Source organism: Hymenobacter sp. UYCo722, from assembly GCF_040547115.1.
Classification (GTDB): domain Bacteria; phylum Bacteroidota; class Bacteroidia; order Cytophagales; family Hymenobacteraceae; genus Hymenobacter.
The window spans coordinates 196,974-210,695 of record NZ_JBEPPC010000008.1 but is presented as its reverse complement, the minus strand read 5'-3'; the positions used below and the strand labels follow the sequence as shown (position 1 = coordinate 210,695).

At 63.6% G+C, this 13,722-nt stretch carries 11 protein-coding genes; 4 read left to right on the top strand and 7 right to left on the bottom strand.

Annotated elements, in window-relative coordinates; all coding sequences use genetic code 11:
- Nucleotides 1-53 precede the first annotated feature (53 nt).
- Nucleotides 54-782, top strand: coding sequence for an outer membrane beta-barrel protein (locus ABIB44_RS17690; protein ID WP_354586002.1), 729 nt, complete (start codon nucleotides 54-56; stop codon nucleotides 780-782).
- A 49-nt stretch (nucleotides 783-831) separates the two neighbouring features.
- Here ABIB44_RS17690 and ABIB44_RS17685 read toward each other — a convergent pair whose 3' ends face one another.
- The 6 genes from ABIB44_RS17685 to ABIB44_RS17660 all read right to left on the bottom strand — a co-directional run bounded on the left by ABIB44_RS17685 (nucleotide 832) and on the right by ABIB44_RS17660 (nucleotide 8,306).
- Entirely contained in the window at nucleotides 832-3,066 is a 2,235-nt protein-coding gene (locus tag ABIB44_RS17685; RefSeq protein WP_354586001.1) for a TonB-dependent receptor, read from the bottom strand.
- Between the two features lie 147 nt (nucleotides 3,067-3,213).
- Nucleotides 3,214-4,302: a formylglycine-generating enzyme family protein gene (locus tag ABIB44_RS17680; protein WP_354586000.1), complete on the bottom strand. Its 1,089-nt coding sequence runs from the start codon at nucleotides 4,300-4,302 to the stop codon at nucleotides 3,214-3,216.
- Nucleotides 4,303-4,330: 28 nt separating this feature from the next.
- Nucleotides 4,331-5,056: a class I SAM-dependent methyltransferase gene (locus tag ABIB44_RS17675; protein WP_354585999.1), complete on the bottom strand. Its 726-nt coding sequence runs from the start codon at nucleotides 5,054-5,056 to the stop codon at nucleotides 4,331-4,333.
- Between the two features lie 168 nt (nucleotides 5,057-5,224).
- The gene (locus ABIB44_RS17670; protein WP_354585998.1) at nucleotides 5,225-5,419 is read right to left on the bottom strand and encodes a hypothetical protein; all 195 of its coding nucleotides are present in this window, start codon (nucleotides 5,417-5,419) and stop codon (nucleotides 5,225-5,227) included.
- The gene (locus ABIB44_RS17665) at nucleotides 5,416-5,952 is read right to left on the bottom strand and encodes a hypothetical protein (protein ID WP_354585997.1); all 537 of its coding nucleotides are present in this window, start codon (nucleotides 5,950-5,952) and stop codon (nucleotides 5,416-5,418) included. Before ABIB44_RS17665 ends, ABIB44_RS17670 begins: the two co-directional genes overlap by 4 nt.
- A 74-nt stretch (nucleotides 5,953-6,026) precedes the next feature.
- The gene (locus ABIB44_RS17660) at nucleotides 6,027-8,306 is read right to left on the bottom strand and encodes an aconitate hydratase (RefSeq protein WP_354585996.1); all 2,280 of its coding nucleotides are present in this window, start codon (nucleotides 8,304-8,306) and stop codon (nucleotides 6,027-6,029) included.
- 231 nt (nucleotides 8,307-8,537) lie between these two features.
- Here ABIB44_RS17660 and ABIB44_RS17655 point away from each other — a divergent pair, with 231 nt between their 5' ends.
- The 3 genes from ABIB44_RS17655 to ABIB44_RS17645 all read left to right on the top strand — a co-directional run bounded on the left by ABIB44_RS17655 (nucleotide 8,538) and on the right by ABIB44_RS17645 (nucleotide 11,943).
- Nucleotides 8,538-9,422, top strand: a complete 885-nt coding sequence (locus ABIB44_RS17655; protein WP_354585995.1) for a hypothetical protein — start codon at nucleotides 8,538-8,540, stop codon at nucleotides 9,420-9,422.
- Nucleotides 9,423-9,520: 98 nt separating this feature from the next.
- Entirely contained in the window at nucleotides 9,521-10,846 is a 1,326-nt protein-coding gene (locus ABIB44_RS17650) for a peroxiredoxin family protein (protein WP_354585994.1), read from the top strand.
- A gap of 215 nt (nucleotides 10,847-11,061) precedes the next feature.
- Entirely contained in the window at nucleotides 11,062-11,943 is an 882-nt protein-coding gene (locus tag ABIB44_RS17645; protein ID WP_354585993.1) for a universal stress protein, read from the top strand.
- Between the two features lie 308 nt (nucleotides 11,944-12,251).
- On the opposite strand, the gene ABIB44_RS17640 is transcribed toward ABIB44_RS17645, so the two are convergent.
- On the bottom strand, nucleotides 12,252-13,670 hold the full coding sequence (locus ABIB44_RS17640) for a cytochrome P450 (protein WP_354585992.1): 1,419 nt from the start codon (nucleotides 13,668-13,670) through the stop codon (nucleotides 12,252-12,254).
- Between the last annotated feature and the right edge of the window lie 52 nt (nucleotides 13,671-13,722).

The following is a 13,722-nucleotide window of genomic DNA, read 5'->3' as shown; positions in this document are numbered from 1 at the left end:
CGGGCCCACCAAGTCTCATTTCAGCGTTCCAACCTTACTTTCCATTTCAACCCATGCGCTTCCTTTCCGTTGCCCTCGGCGGCCTGCTCCTCGGCGCTGCCTTTCCTGCCCTCGCCCAAACCGCTGCCGATGCGCCGGCCACACCCCGCTTCTACGTGGGCCTGGGGGCCTACAGCAGCTTCTACCAGCCCATCGGCCATCCGGCCTCAAATGGCTACTCCAGCTTCATTCAGAGCAGCTCGTTCCGGCTACCGGTGCAGTTCACGGCGGGCTACCACATTAGCCCGCGGGTGGCGGTGCAGGTGGGCCTGGCCTACAGCACGGGCACCTCACAGTACGGCCAGACGTTTGTGTACAGTACCACCACACCGGGCACGCCATCGCCTTCCTACACCATGGCCGGCACTACTACGCAAACGCAAACGTCCGTTTCGGCGCTGGCCCGCTACACCCTCACGGCCAACCCCGCCCACCGGCTGCAGTTCGATGCCCTGGGCGGCTTCACGCTGGAGCACGGCACGACTGATAACCAAGGCTCACGCACCGAAAATCTTCAGGGCCCGCCCACGACAACCACCTACGACTACCGTCTCTCGAAAAACAGCTATTTACTTACCGGCGGCGTAGAAGCCCGCTACCGCCTGAGTCGCTGCCTCGAGCTCACCTACGACTTCACCGTGAATAAAGCCCTCAACAGCCCCAATATCTACGGTGGCAACGGCACGGCCAACACCCTCACTACCAGCCAGGCGCTGGGCCTGCGCTACCGGTTTGGGCGGTAGCACGGCATTAAGCGCCCATCTAAACAGGCGGTAATGCTGAGCTAGTTACCTAATCCGGCCGCTTGTCCAAATCTACTTTCGCAGTCTTGTTTATCGAGATAAATACGCCCATGAATACCATGCGCGGCGCGGGTGGCAGCACGGCGGCGCGGGCGTACTGCCCGCCGGCATCGGCCGCGCTGGCGTAGGTGTAGCCGTAGATGTTGCGGCGGTTGAGCACGTTGCTGGCCGAGATATAGACGATGGTGAACTGCTTGAACCAGTGGGTGAGGTAGCTCACGTTCAGGCTCAAGTCCTGGTAGGCGGGCAGGGCGGCCTGGTTGTAGCCGGGCCGATTGGGGTCGTGGTAGCGGCGGGGCGAGCCGTAGCTGTAGGTGAAGCCGAACTGCGTGTGCAGCCGGGCCACGTAGTACTTGCCCACCACGCTCAGGTTGTGCCGGGCGGCGAAGGTGGGGATGGCCGCCACCGGGTCGGCCCGGTACTGGCGGCGGGTATCGATAAAGCCGTAGCTCACCCAGTAATCGGCCATTTTGAAGGTGCTGCGGTCCCGAAACAGCAGGTCGAGGCCCCGGGCGTAGCCGCTACCGGCGTTCTGGTAACCGGCGGGGTCGAAGGCGTTGGCGCGGTCGTAGGTCACGAGCTGGCGGTAGTTTTTCTGGTACAGCTCGGCCCGCAGGGTGCGGTCGCTCACGGTGCGCTCATACAGCAGGCTGTAGTGCTCGGCCCGCTCGAAGTCGAGGGCGGGGCTGATGCGGAGCAGGTCGGTGGTGGGCGTTTGATAGAAGTAGCCCCAGGCGGCCGAGAGCTGGCTATGCGCCCCGGTTTTGTAGGCCAGGCCCAGGCGCGGCGCGGCATTGAACTGCCGCAAAAGGGCCGAATATTCGGTGCGCCCCCCCACGCGGGCGGCCAGGCGGTGGCTCAGCACCAGCTCGCTTTCCACGAAGGCGGCCCCGCGCTGCTCGTTCACGGCCCGGGCCAGGGTGGGCGCTTCGGCCGAGGCCTGGTACTGCTGGCGGTAACGCTGGGCGTAGCCTTCGAGGCCCATTTTGAGGTTGAACCAAGTGCTGGCCGAGTCGTTGGTGAGCACCACCCGCGCCACGGCCGAGTGGTCGAGGTCGCGCACCGACTGCATGTCGGGGCGGATGCGGTTGTCGTCCAGGGTCAGGGCCAAGCCGGTGTTCAGGCTCCAGCCGCGCCGCAGCGGGGCCCGGTAGGTGGCGTTGAGGTAGGCGTTGTCGTTGGCCAGCGTCACGGGGTGGCCGTCGGTAGCGTAGGCGGGGTTGCCATCGGGCTGGCGCAGGGCCAGGCGCTGGCGGCTGTAGGTGGCATACAGTTTCAGCATGCCGGCCTCCCCTACCCGGTGGGCCACTTTAACGGAGCCACCCATAGCCAGCGGGGCGCGGTCCCAGCCCAGGCTTTGGGGCACGAGGTGGTAGTAGGGAGCTAGGTTGGTGTAGTCGGCGCTCACGGCCACGGAGGTGCGGTCCCAGCGCCGGGTGCGCCCGAGGCTGCCGCCCACACTCATCAGCGACACGCTGGACTGGGTTTCGGGGGCCAAATCGGTCGAGTTCTGCACCACCACCGCGCTCAGCGCCTGCCCGTACTCGGCCGAGTAGCCGCCCGTGCTGAACACCAGCCCCTTGAACAGAAAAGGCGAAAACCGGCCCCGGGCCGGCACGTTGGGCACCGCGCCGCCGTAGGGCGTTTGCACGGGCAGCCCGTCGATATAGTATTTGGTTTCCGAAGCCGCCCCGCCGCGCACGAACAACTTGCCGTCTTCCCCCACCCGGGTGGTGCCGGGCAGGGCATTGAGGGCCCCGGCCACGTCGCCGAGGGCTCCGGCGGTGGTCACGATGTCGAGGGGCTTGAGCAGGGTGCCGCGCTTGGTGTCGCTGGCCTCGAAGGCCCCGGCCGTCACCACCACGTCGCCGAGGGCGGCGGGGTTGGCTTTCAGCCGGATGTTGGGCAGGGCCACGGGGCCTTCGCCGAGGCTCAGCAGCAGCTCCTGCGGCACGTAGCCGATGAAGCTCACCACGAGCACCGCCGGCCCGGCGGCGCGGTCGGTACGGAAATCGAAGCGCCCCAGCGAGTCGGTGCTGGCTCCGTCGAAGGTCTGCTTCAGAAACACGTTCACGCCCGGCAGGGGCTGGCCCGCAGCATCGCGCACGGTGCCGTGCAGGCGGGTTAATGAGTTAGTGTGCTGGTGGGTTTGGGTAGCCGGCGCAGTTTGGGCGCGGGCGGTGGCGGCGCTCAGCAGCAGCAGCGGGAGTAGCGAGGTTTTCATGGCGGCGGGCAGTTTGATGGCTCAAAGGTGCCCGCCGCCCTCCCCGGCCTTCAACTTCCCGTTTCCGAACTGTCGGATGAGGCGGATGAACCGTCGGCTGACCCGCTGGGCAGCCCCGCCAAGCCACCCCGCTTCCGTGGCTCGGCGCTACCTTTTGGCCGACTGCTGAACCACGCACACCGCCCGAAAGCCCACCGTGGGCGCAGGGCCCTCAGCGTGCCCGCGCGCCTTGATGCGACACGCAGCTAGGTCGTCGCGGTAGCTGCCGCCCTTGGTCAGGCCGCGTTCCTGCACCATTTCGGCCACGTTGCCCAGCATCTGGTACAGGCCAAAGTCGTTGGGCGGGCCTTGGTACACGTAGCCCGGGGTAGCCAGCCGCAGGAAGTAGGGCTCGGCTTGGGCGTAGTTCAGCCACGAGCGCACCGGCTGGCGGCGGTTGTACGCCTCAATGTCCGCCTTGATTTGTGCCACCGACCGCGGGGTGCCCGAGCGTTTTTGCAGGTAGGCCGCCGCACCGGGCGCTACCCGCACCGGCAGCTCCAGGCAGGTGGTGCCGTAGGGCAGGCCGCTGCGCACTTCGGCGGCGTCCTCCCATTCAGCTTCGGTGGGCAGGCGGTATTCCACCCTTTCGCCGGCAAAATTACTTCCCTGCTTCAGCCGCTCATTCACTACTTCCGTGCGCCACTGGCAGAACAGCACGGCCTGCTCGTAGCTGATGCCTACTACCGGGTAGTAGGCATAAAATGGGCTGCCGTAGTAGTCGGGCACGGGCAGCGCGGCCGGGTCGGGCAGCACCGAGGGCCGGATATCATTCGATGAAGAATTGTCCGGAAACACCTCGGCCACGAACAGCCGCCAGTCCAGATTAGTAATTTCTGCTTCGTCGATGCCCAAGCCCGAGTGTGAGAAGTGCACCGCGCCCGGTCCTTCCAGCATTCCGTGCAGGTGCCCCAGGTTGGGCACCTGGAACGTGTCGCGGCACAGCTTCGAGCCCGGCCGGTATCGCAGCACTTCGTTGTCCGGAAACGGGGCCGGGTTCACCATGGGCTGGCTTTCAATATTGACCACGTTCGGCGGGCCGGCTGGCGGTTCCGCAACGTAGCCGGCCGGCCCCAGCGGCAAGCCCGTTGCCGCGTTGTAGTAGCCAGTGCGCAGGCTGCTGGGCACGGTCGCGCAGCCCGTGAGCAGCAATGCCAATGGTCCGGCCAGCATCCAGCAGTTTCTTCTGTTCAACATCTTGCCTTATTTAACATGCAGCAATAGGCTACACCTGCCCCTCGCCCACACAGGTAACGCCGGCCACGCGGTTGGCGCGCGCAAACCTCATCTCCAGCGAGTTCAGGCCCAGCAGCACTTTGTTCACCAGCGGGTTCATCGGCTTCATGTTGGAAACCGCCGCGCTCTTGCGCATGTTGCCCAGGCGGCGCACCGTCCAGACCAGCGGAAACAGCGCCCCGTAGAGGTAGTAGTTGCGGATGCGGCGAAAGCCGGCCTGGCGCAGCACGCCACTCAGCATCGGGATGTGGTAGCGGCGGTAGTGCTCCAGAAATACGTCGTGCCCACTCCAGAGCGATTGAAACGCCGGCACTGTGATAAAGAAATAGTTATTGTCGCCCACGCTGGCGGCCTTCACGCGCTGTAGCATGGCCAGGTCGTCGGGCAGGTGCTCCAGCACATCCATCATGATGAACAGGCCATTGGTCACCGACGTAGGCACATCGTGCACCTTCTCGATTTTGGTGCCGCACGTCGGGGCCATTTCCGCTTCCGAGTAGCCAATATCCACCAGCCACACCTTGGCAATGGCCGCGCCCATTGTCTTTTCCAGTTCGTAAGCAAAAAAACCCGAGCCCGCGCCGATGTCAATAATCGTCAGCGGCTTGCCGGCCCGGGCCAGTTGGTTGGCAAAGCGCAGCAGCGGCAGCTTCTTGCTTTGGTAGTACCAATGCGTGTCGGCATCAACACCGTTTTCGAGTTCTTTTAAATCCATGTGGAAGGAGCAGGGTGCGGCAAGGTAGGCATTCGCTCTCTTGCCGGGCATTCCCGGGCGCGGGTTTAGGGTGCGATTACCACCCATCAGAAACCGGAACATAACCACAACGGCCGCCCCGGTTTCCCGAGGCGGCCGTGGCTGCTTAAGCGGCTTTGCGCCAAAATATCAGGCTGCTGCCTTACGGTGAATCTTGGCTGGCTGCTTAGTGGCTACCTGACGAGCATCAGCAATTAGCTTCTCATTCTGGGCCCGATGCGCTTTCAAGTATTCGCTAAGCCGGGCAAACTCTTCCTCAGTGGGTTGCAAGGCCGGGTCTTGGCTGCCAAAATTGCCCTCGAAATCGACGAATTGATTTTTCATAGTTGAAAGTCGTTAAAGTATTTCCGGGTAAGGGCAAGGGCGGGGCCTGTCAGCATTACCATCAAATGTCCACCAAAATGCACTGCTCCCAAGGTGTCAACATAATGCTGAATGAGAACCGTTTTAGAAACGAAGGATACGCTGCCTTGGTGCCCGCTTTTAAAAGCTAATTTACAAGCAAACGCCACCAGATTACCCGCCACACCTTGGTATATCTTGTGACGTCCCAGATTGGCCGGGGCATTTTCGATGAGGTGCATGTAGAAATGGTCACCCCGGTTTTCAAGACTGACTAAGCCCTGTACAACGTCGGTATTTTCTACAGTCACCAACTTATAAACCGTTCGCAACGGCTGACGAACCTCAGCCCGCCAATCGAAGCGCCAGCCATTCTTTTTAGTGGTTGTTTTCAGGTCAGCCGCCGATATAGGGACGACTGCCGTGGCAAGTGCCTCTCCCGTTAAAACATTCTCAATTGAATTCGTCAGCTTGTCAATCTCGACATCGAATAGAACTGGTTGGAACGATTTCATACTCAAAGATACCAGAACGGCCGCCCCGGTTTCCCGAGGCGGCCGTTGTTACTTGAGCTATAACCAAGCGGGATTTACACCGCCTGGCCAGCCTCTTTCAAACGAATCAGGTTCAGGGCCGAGCCGGCTTTGAACCACTCAATCTGCCCTTCGTTGTACGTATGGTTCAGCGTAATCAGGTCGGTGTCGCCATCGGCGTGGTGTAGGCGGGCCTGCAGCGGAATGCCTTCGGCGAAGGTGGTCAGGCCCAGGATGTCGATGATGTCGCCTTCCTCAATCAGGTCGTAGTCGGCCTTGTTGTCGAAGGTGAGGCCGAGCATGCCCTGCTTCTTCAGGTTGGTTTCGTGGATGCGGGCGAAGCTCTTCACAATCACGGCGCGCACGCCCAGGTGGCGGGGCTCCATGGCGGCGTGCTCGCGCGAGCTGCCTTCGCCGTAGTTCTCGTCGCCAATTACCACGGTGCCGATGCCCATGCCCTTGTAGGAGCGGGCCGATTGCGGCACGGTGGCGTAGTCGTCGCCCTGCACCGCAAAGTTGCGCACCTTGTTGGCCTCGCCGTTGAAGGCGTTGGTGGCTCCGATGAGCATGTTGTTGGAGATGTTATCAAGGTGGCCGCGGTATTTCAGCCACGGGCCGGCCATCGAAATGTGGTCCGTCGTGCACTTGCCCTGGGCCTTGATGAGCAGACGCAGGCCCATCAAATCGGTGCCTTCCCAGGCTTTGAAAGGCTCAAGGAGCTCCAGGCGGTCCGACGAGGGGCTTACCAGCACCTGCACGCCGCTGCCATCGGCAGCGGGAGCCTGGAAACCGGCATCTTCCACATCGAAGCCGCGCGGGGGCATCTCCACGCCCACCGGCTCGTCGAACTTCACAGGGCCGTTGGCACCGGGCAATGTGTCGGTGAGTGGGTTAAACGTGAGGTCGCCGGCAATGGCGAAGGCCGTCACGATTTCGGGCGAGGCCACGAAGGCGTGGGTGTTGGGGTTGCCATCGTTGCGCTTGGCGAAGTTGCGGTTGAAGCTCGTAATAATGGAGTTCTTGCGCTTGGGGTCGTCGGTGTGTCGGGCCCACTGGCCGATGCACGGGCCGCAGGCGTTGGCGAGCACCACGCCGCCCATGTCGGCGAAGGTGTCGAGCAGGCCGTCGCGCTGCACGGTGTAGCGCACCAGCTCCGAGCCGGGCGTAATGGTGAACTCGGCGGCCACGGTCAGGCCCTTGTCCACGGCCTGCTTGGCGATGCTGGCGGCGCGGGTAATGTCTTCGTAGCTGGAGTTGGTGCACGAGCCGATGAGGCCGACTTCGAGCTTCTCGGGCCAGCCGTGCTCTTTCACGGCGGCGGCGAACTCCGAAATGGGCCAGGCAGCGTCCGGCGTGAACGGGCCGTTCACGTAGGGCTCCAGGGTGTTGAGGTCGATTTCGATGAGCTGGTCGTAGTAGCGCTCGGGCTGGGCGTACACCTCGTCGTCGGCGCGCAAGTGCTGGCGCACGGCGGCGGCGGCTTCGGCAATTTCGGCCCGGCTGGTGCCGCGCAGGTAGTCGCCCATCTTCTCATCGTAGGCAAAAACCGAGGTAGTGGCCCCAATTTCCGCACCCATGTTGCAGATGGTGCCCTTGCCGGTGGCGCTCAGGCTTTCGGCCCCGTCGCCGAAGTATTCCACGATAGCGCCGGTACCGCCCTTCACGGTCAGGATGCCGGCTACTTTCAGAATCACGTCCTTGGCCGAGGTCCAGCCATTCATGCGGCCAGTCAGCTTCACGCCAATCACCTTCGGGAATTTCAGTTCCCAGGCCATGCCGGCCATCACGTCCACGGCATCCGCGCCGCCCACGCCGATGGCCACCATGCCCAGGCCGCCCGCGTTGGGAGTGTGCGAGTCGGTGCCAATCATCATGCCGCCGGGGAAGGCGTAGTTTTCCAGCACCACCTGGTGGATGATGCCCGCGCCCGGCTTCCAGAAGCCCAGGCCGTACTTATTGGAAACCGAGGCCAGGAAGTCGTACACTTCCTTGTTCTCGGTGTTGGCTTCGGCCAGGTCGGCGGTCGCGCCGTCCTTGGCCTGAATGAGGTGGTCGCAGTGCACGGTGCTGGGCACGGCGGCCGTGGGCTTGCCGGCCTGCATGAACTGGAGCAGCGCCATCTGGGCGGTAGCATCCTGCATGGCCACGCGGTCGGGGGCGAAATCGACGTAGGAAACGCCGCGCTCATACGCCTGCTTTACATCGCCGCCAAAAAGGTGGGCGTAGAGGATTTTCTCGGTGAGGGTGAGCGGGCGCGCCACGGCGGCACGGGCCGCCTCGATGCGGGAACCCATGCCGGCGTACACGGCGCGAATCATTTCCAGGTCGAAAGCCATAGGATGCAAGGTAAATAAGGGTGATGCCGCAAAGGTAGTACCCACGCGAAGTTGGACCTAGCCCCGTGGGCGGTTATCCGGGTTAACGCAGGTTGGGCGGGCGGCGTTGGGCAGATTGGCCTTAACCGGGGCACGGGCCCTATCCACGGCCCCTGAGGTTGCTTCCGGCAACCAGGCCGGATGAGATGGAGGCCTGGTTGTTGAACTTCTGTTCGGACATTTGCGCTCATCATGAAAGTAACTTCCCCGTACCTGCTGGCCGCCGCTATCCTGGGCCTGGGCCTGACCGGCTGCGACACGCCCAATTCCCGAAAGGAAGCCGCCCAAACCAGCGCGCCAGCCGCCACAACCAACCCGGCCAGCGCCCCAGCTACCAGTACCGATGGCAGCACCCCGGCCACGGCCAAAACCTCCGCTGCTGCGCCACCCGATGCGAAACCCAGCGACGTTGCCCTGCCGGCTGGACTGAAAACAGGGCGGTGGCAGGCCTTCCTTGTGGCGCAGCAGCACGCAGTTCACTTCGTTTTCGAAGTGGCCGTGGAGAATAACAAGGCCGTGGGCTACCTTGTGAACGAAGGCCCCGACGGCCAGGAGCGGCTGCGCTGCGACCACGTGCGGCCCATCGGCGACTCGGCCATTATCAGCCTGCCTGGCACCGACGCGACCCTGGTGGTGCGCGCCAACGGCACCGACCACCTGGCCGGAGCCTGGGTGAAACCAGACGGCAAAAAGCCTTCCCGGATGGCTTTCAGTGCCGTATACGGCGAGCAGAGCCCCCTGCGCCCGGACGCGGCCACGCCTGGTTTTGCGGGCACCTGGCGGGCTACCTTCAGGGCCGGCAACGGCAAAACCTACCCGGCCACGATGGTTTTCAGGCAAACCGGTGCCCGGCTGGCGGGTACGCTGGCGGGCCCGGGCGGTACCTACCGCTACCTGTCGGGCGCGGCCCTGCCCAGCGGCATGGGCATTTCCAGCTTCGATGGCCGCCACGCCGTACTGTTCCAAGGCAAAAAACTACCCAACGGCACCCTAGAAGGCAGTTTCTATTCCGGCAAGTCAGCGCCCGAAACCTGGACGGCCGTGCCCGTCGCGCCAGCCAGCTCCCCCCAGAAATAACCGGGGAGCCCCCGCCAGCAAAGCAAAACGCGGAGTGGTGCCAACCTAACCGAGCGGCGCGTGGTTGTTGAGCTTCTATTCGCACATTTGCGCTAATCATGAACGTATTTTCTCCTTACCTGCTGGCCACGGCCGCGCTGGCCCTGGGCCTCGCCGGGTGCTCCTCCCCTTCCACTTCTTCCTCCGAAACGGCCGCGGGCGGCGCGGCCCCGCCGGTACTGGTGCCCGGCCCCTGGCGCGGAGTGCTGGCCACGCAGGGCCAGGAAATCCCGTTTTTGTTCGAGGTGAAAACCGAGGCTGGGAAGCCGGTGGTGTACCTCCTCAACCCGGGCCTAAGCGGCGAGGAGCGCCTACGCTGCGACGATATCAAGTCGGCCGGCGACTCCACCACCATTCGCCTGCACGCCTTCGATGCCGCGCTGGTGGTGCGCGCCGACGGCGCGGATAAGCTGAAAGGCATTTGGGTGAAATACGATTCGAAGACGCCTTACCGCGTACCCCTCACGGCCACGGCGGGCGCGCAGGAGCTGTTTCCGGCCACTAAGTCGGCCGAAAAAATGGGGGACTTCGGAGGTACCTGGCGGGCCACTTTCCGCGACGATAAAGGCGCGAGCTACCCGGCCACCGGCGTGTTCGCTCAGGCCGGCAGCCGCCTGACGGGCACCTTCCTCACCACCACCGGCGACTACCGCTACCTCAGCGGCCAGGTAAGCGGGCAGAAAATGTCTCTCAGCACCTTCGATGGCAGCCACGCCTTCTTGTTCAAGGCCCAAAACGGCCCACCCGAGCCCATTGACATTACCAAGGAATACGCCCCCAACACCTTGTTCGGCGACTTCTACTCCGGCATAGCCGGCCACGAAACCTGGACGGCCGTGCCCGACCCTAAAGCCAAGCTGCCCGATGCCGACACCCTCGTCTACCTCAAAAAGGGCGAAAGCCGGCTGAATTTCAAGTTTCCCAACGTAGTGGAGGGCAGCAGCGTCTCGCCCACCGACCCCAAGTACCGGGGTAAGGTAGTCGTGCTGCAAATTCTGGGCTCGTGGTGCCCCAACTGCATGGACGAAACCAACTTTCTGGCCCCGTGGTACCAGCAGAACAAGGCCCGCGGCGTGGAGGTAATTGGCCTGGGCTACGAGCGCAGTGGCGACTACGCGGTGTCGGCCCCCAAGCTGCGCAACATGCGCGAGCGGTTCAAAATCGGCTACGACGTGGCCTTCGCCGGCGTTTCGAACAAGGATTCGGTGGCGCGCTCGCTGCCGCAGCTGGCCAAGTTTCTGGCCTTCCCCACCACCATTTTCCTCGATAAAAAGGGCAACGTGCGGAAAATCCACACCGGGTTCAGCGGGCCGGGCACGGGCAAGTATTACCAGGAGGAGTTGGCCGGTTTCAACCGCGAAGTCGACAAGCTGCTGAAAGAGTAGCCGCCACGGGGCAATTGCCCTCCCAACAGCCAGGCCCGGACAAATCGATTCATTTGCAACGATTTATCCGGGCCTGGCTGTTGTGGTTTTAAGCCGTTGTAGCCAAGCATCCGTATGACGAACAGGTTCGGAGTCGGCAGGTTGGTATCGGTTGGTACCGACTCCGCTGGCCTCTCACACCTAGCTCCTTACTACTCACCTCAGCCCTTTTTGCCATGAAAAACATTCTGGTTCCCACCGATTTTTCTGCCGAGTCGCACCACGCCTACGCGGTGGCGCTGCAAATGGCCAAGGCCACCGGCGGCCACGTCACGCTGCTGCACGTGCTCGAATCAGTCGAAACGTATACCCCCAATTTCAGCACCTTCGGCGGCCCCGTGAACGGCAGCGAGCTGCCCAACAGCGAAGGCGGGATGGACCAGATTTTCATGATTAAGCTGATGGAGGCCACCAAGCACCGCATGCACGCCCTAAAAGAAGAGGCCGGCCAGCTCGCCGCCGGCGTGCCCGTGGCCGACGCCGTGGAGATGGGCCGCATCGGCGACGGTATTCTGAGCGCCATTCAGCGCCACGGCATCGACCTCGTGGTGATGGGCGCGCAGGGCCACGGGGCCATGGAAAACTTCTTCGTGGGCTCGAACACCGAGCGCCTGATTCGGCTCGCGCCCTGCCCGGTACTTACCGTGAAGCACGCGCCCCGGCCCAATTTCGCGGTGCGCACCATCGTTTTCCCTTCCGATTTCACCATCGAAAGCGCCGGCGCGGCCGAGGGGCTGCGCCAGGTGCAGGCGGCGTTCCCGCAGGCCACGCTGCACCTGCTGCACGTCGTGACCGGTACCGGCACCACCACCGCCCGCGAGCACATGCGGGCCTTTGCCGAGCGCGCCCAGCTAGCCAACACCCAGGGCGAGATGATTGAGGCCAGCAGCCCGGCCGCGGGCATCGAGCAATACGCCCGGCAGGCCCACGCCGATTTGGTAGTGATTCCGACCCACGCCCGTACCGGCCTCAGCGGTTTCTTCCAGTCCAGCATTGCCGAAACTGTGGCCACGCACATCTTCCCGCCGGTACTCACCTACCACTTGGCGAGCAAGTAGCGTGTAGCGTCGCCGCTGCGAGTCGGTTCAGATGGTGCAGTAGGGTGTGGGGCTTGCCTCCGCTCTACATTGCTCAAACCATACAACGTAAGTAGTCACGCAAAAATAACCGTAGCAAAAAAGGCGGTCATGCTGAGCGCAGTCGAAGCATCTCTACCGCTTCGCATGAGCCGTTCAACGAAGCGGTAGAGATGCTTCGACTGCGCTCAGCATGATGTCCTAAATTCAATACGCTTACTTCTGTACGACTACCTAAGCCCGAAACTGCTTTTAGGTGCTCGTCCACGCGAAGACTCGTAGCGGCCACGCTACCGCACCCGTAGCCGCACCCGGAAATCGTGCTTCGGGCGCAGGGTCACGAGCGGCTGCATGGTGACTTCGGGCTGGCCCGGCACCCATTCGATATCGAATTGCCGCAGCAGCTCCAGCGTCACGAGATGCATTTCGGTGAGGGCGAACTGCATGCCGATGCACAGGCGGGGCCCGCCACCGAAGGGCACATAGGCGTTGGCCTGCACCGGATGAGCCTGGCCGGGGGCAAAGCGGGCCGGCCGGAATTCCTCGGGCGCTTCCCAATATTTCGGGTCGTGGTGCAGGCCGTGGAAGTAGAGCGAAAACAGCGTGCCCGCCGGAATGCGCAGGCCCTGAAACTCGTCGTCGGCCAGGGCCACGCGGTCCACCATCCAGGCGGGGGGGTAGAGGCGCATGGTTTCCTGCACGGCGTGCAGGGCCCGGGGCAGGCGCGGCAGGTCCTCGAAGGCCGGGGTGCGGCCGGCCAGCACGGCCGCGCTTTCGGCCTGAATCGCGCGCGCCTGCTCGGGGTGGCGGGCCAGTAGGTAGGTGAGCCAGGTGAGGGCGTTGGCACTGGTTTCGTGGCCGGCCACCAGCATAATCAGCGATTCGTCGATGAGGCGGTCGGGGCTCATGGGCTCGCCGGTGTCTTCGTAGCGCACGTCGAGCAGCATTTGCAGCAGGTCGTCGGGCGGGGCGGGAGCATGAGGCTGGGCGCTAGCCAACTGGCGCTGGGCAATGAGGCCGGCCAGCAGCGTGCGCAGTTCCAGGGCCAGCGCATCGTGGTACTTGAACTGCCCACGCAGCCGGAACCAGGGCATGAGGTAGGGCTGCCGGATGGAGCGCACGAAAAACGCCTGCAATTCGGTAATCAGTCCGGCCAGCCGGTCCAGCTCGGCCTCCGGGAAGTTGGTACTGAACACCGAGCGCGCGATGATGCGAAAAGTGAGGCGCGTCATCAGCTCGTGTACCTCCACGGTGGTTTCGCCGCCGTGGGCGGCGGCGCGGGCCGCCAGCGGGGCCAGGCTATCGGCGGCAATTTCCTGCATCAGCCCCGTCAGGGCCGCCACCCGCTGCCGGTGGAAACCGGGCTGAATGAGCCGGCGCTGCCGCAGCCAGTCGGGCCCCTCGTTGGTGAGCAAGCCGTGGCCGATGTAGCGCGAAAAGCTTTGCGTGAATTTTGACTTAACGTAGTTGCGGTGGTTTTTTTGCAGCACGTGCTGAATCAGGCCCGGGTCGCGGGTAAGGATGCTTTTTTCGACCCCGCCGATGAACAGCTCCACGGTATCGCCGTGCCGGGCCAGCACCTGGCTCAGTACCGGCAGGGGGTCTTTGGCCAGCGCAAACGAGCGCAGCAGCGAGCGCCAGCGCGGCACGCGCGGAAGCCGCACCGACCCGGCCGGCGCAACAGGTTCGGAAGGCAGCAGCTCGGGCATAGCGCGGGGCCGCAATCGGATGCGACGCCCAAAAATAATGCTGCGCCGGGCC

Bases quoted from the DNA above. Each gene is read 5' to 3' on its own strand.
- ABIB44_RS17650 (WP_354585994.1), top strand. From the start codon at position 9,521: ATGAACGTATTTTCTCCTTACCTGCTGGCCACGGCCGCGCTGGCCCTG.
- ABIB44_RS17660 (WP_354585996.1), bottom strand. From the start codon at position 8,306: ATGGCTTTCGACCTGGAAATGATTCGCGCCGTGTACGCCGGCATGGGT.
- ABIB44_RS17645 (WP_354585993.1), top strand. From the start codon at position 11,062: ATGAAAAACATTCTGGTTCCCACCGATTTTTCTGCCGAGTCGCACCAC.
- ABIB44_RS17690 (WP_354586002.1), top strand. From the start codon at position 54: ATGCGCTTCCTTTCCGTTGCCCTCGGCGGCCTGCTCCTCGGCGCTGCC.
- ABIB44_RS17685 (WP_354586001.1), bottom strand. From the start codon at position 3,066: ATGAAAACCTCGCTACTCCCGCTGCTGCTGCTGAGCGCCGCCACCGCC.
- ABIB44_RS17675 (WP_354585999.1), bottom strand. From the start codon at position 5,056: ATGGATTTAAAAGAACTCGAAAACGGTGTTGATGCCGACACGCATTGG.
- ABIB44_RS17670 (WP_354585998.1), bottom strand. From the start codon at position 5,419: ATGAAAAATCAATTCGTCGATTTCGAGGGCAATTTTGGCAGCCAAGAC.
- ABIB44_RS17665 (WP_354585997.1), bottom strand. From the start codon at position 5,952: ATGAAATCGTTCCAACCAGTTCTATTCGATGTCGAGATTGACAAGCTG.
- ABIB44_RS17655 (WP_354585995.1), top strand. From the start codon at position 8,538: ATGAAAGTAACTTCCCCGTACCTGCTGGCCGCCGCTATCCTGGGCCTG.
- ABIB44_RS17640 (WP_354585992.1), bottom strand. From the start codon at position 13,670: ATGCCCGAGCTGCTGCCTTCCGAACCTGTTGCGCCGGCCGGGTCGGTG.
- ABIB44_RS17680 (WP_354586000.1), bottom strand. From the start codon at position 4,302: ATGTTGAACAGAAGAAACTGCTGGATGCTGGCCGGACCATTGGCATTG.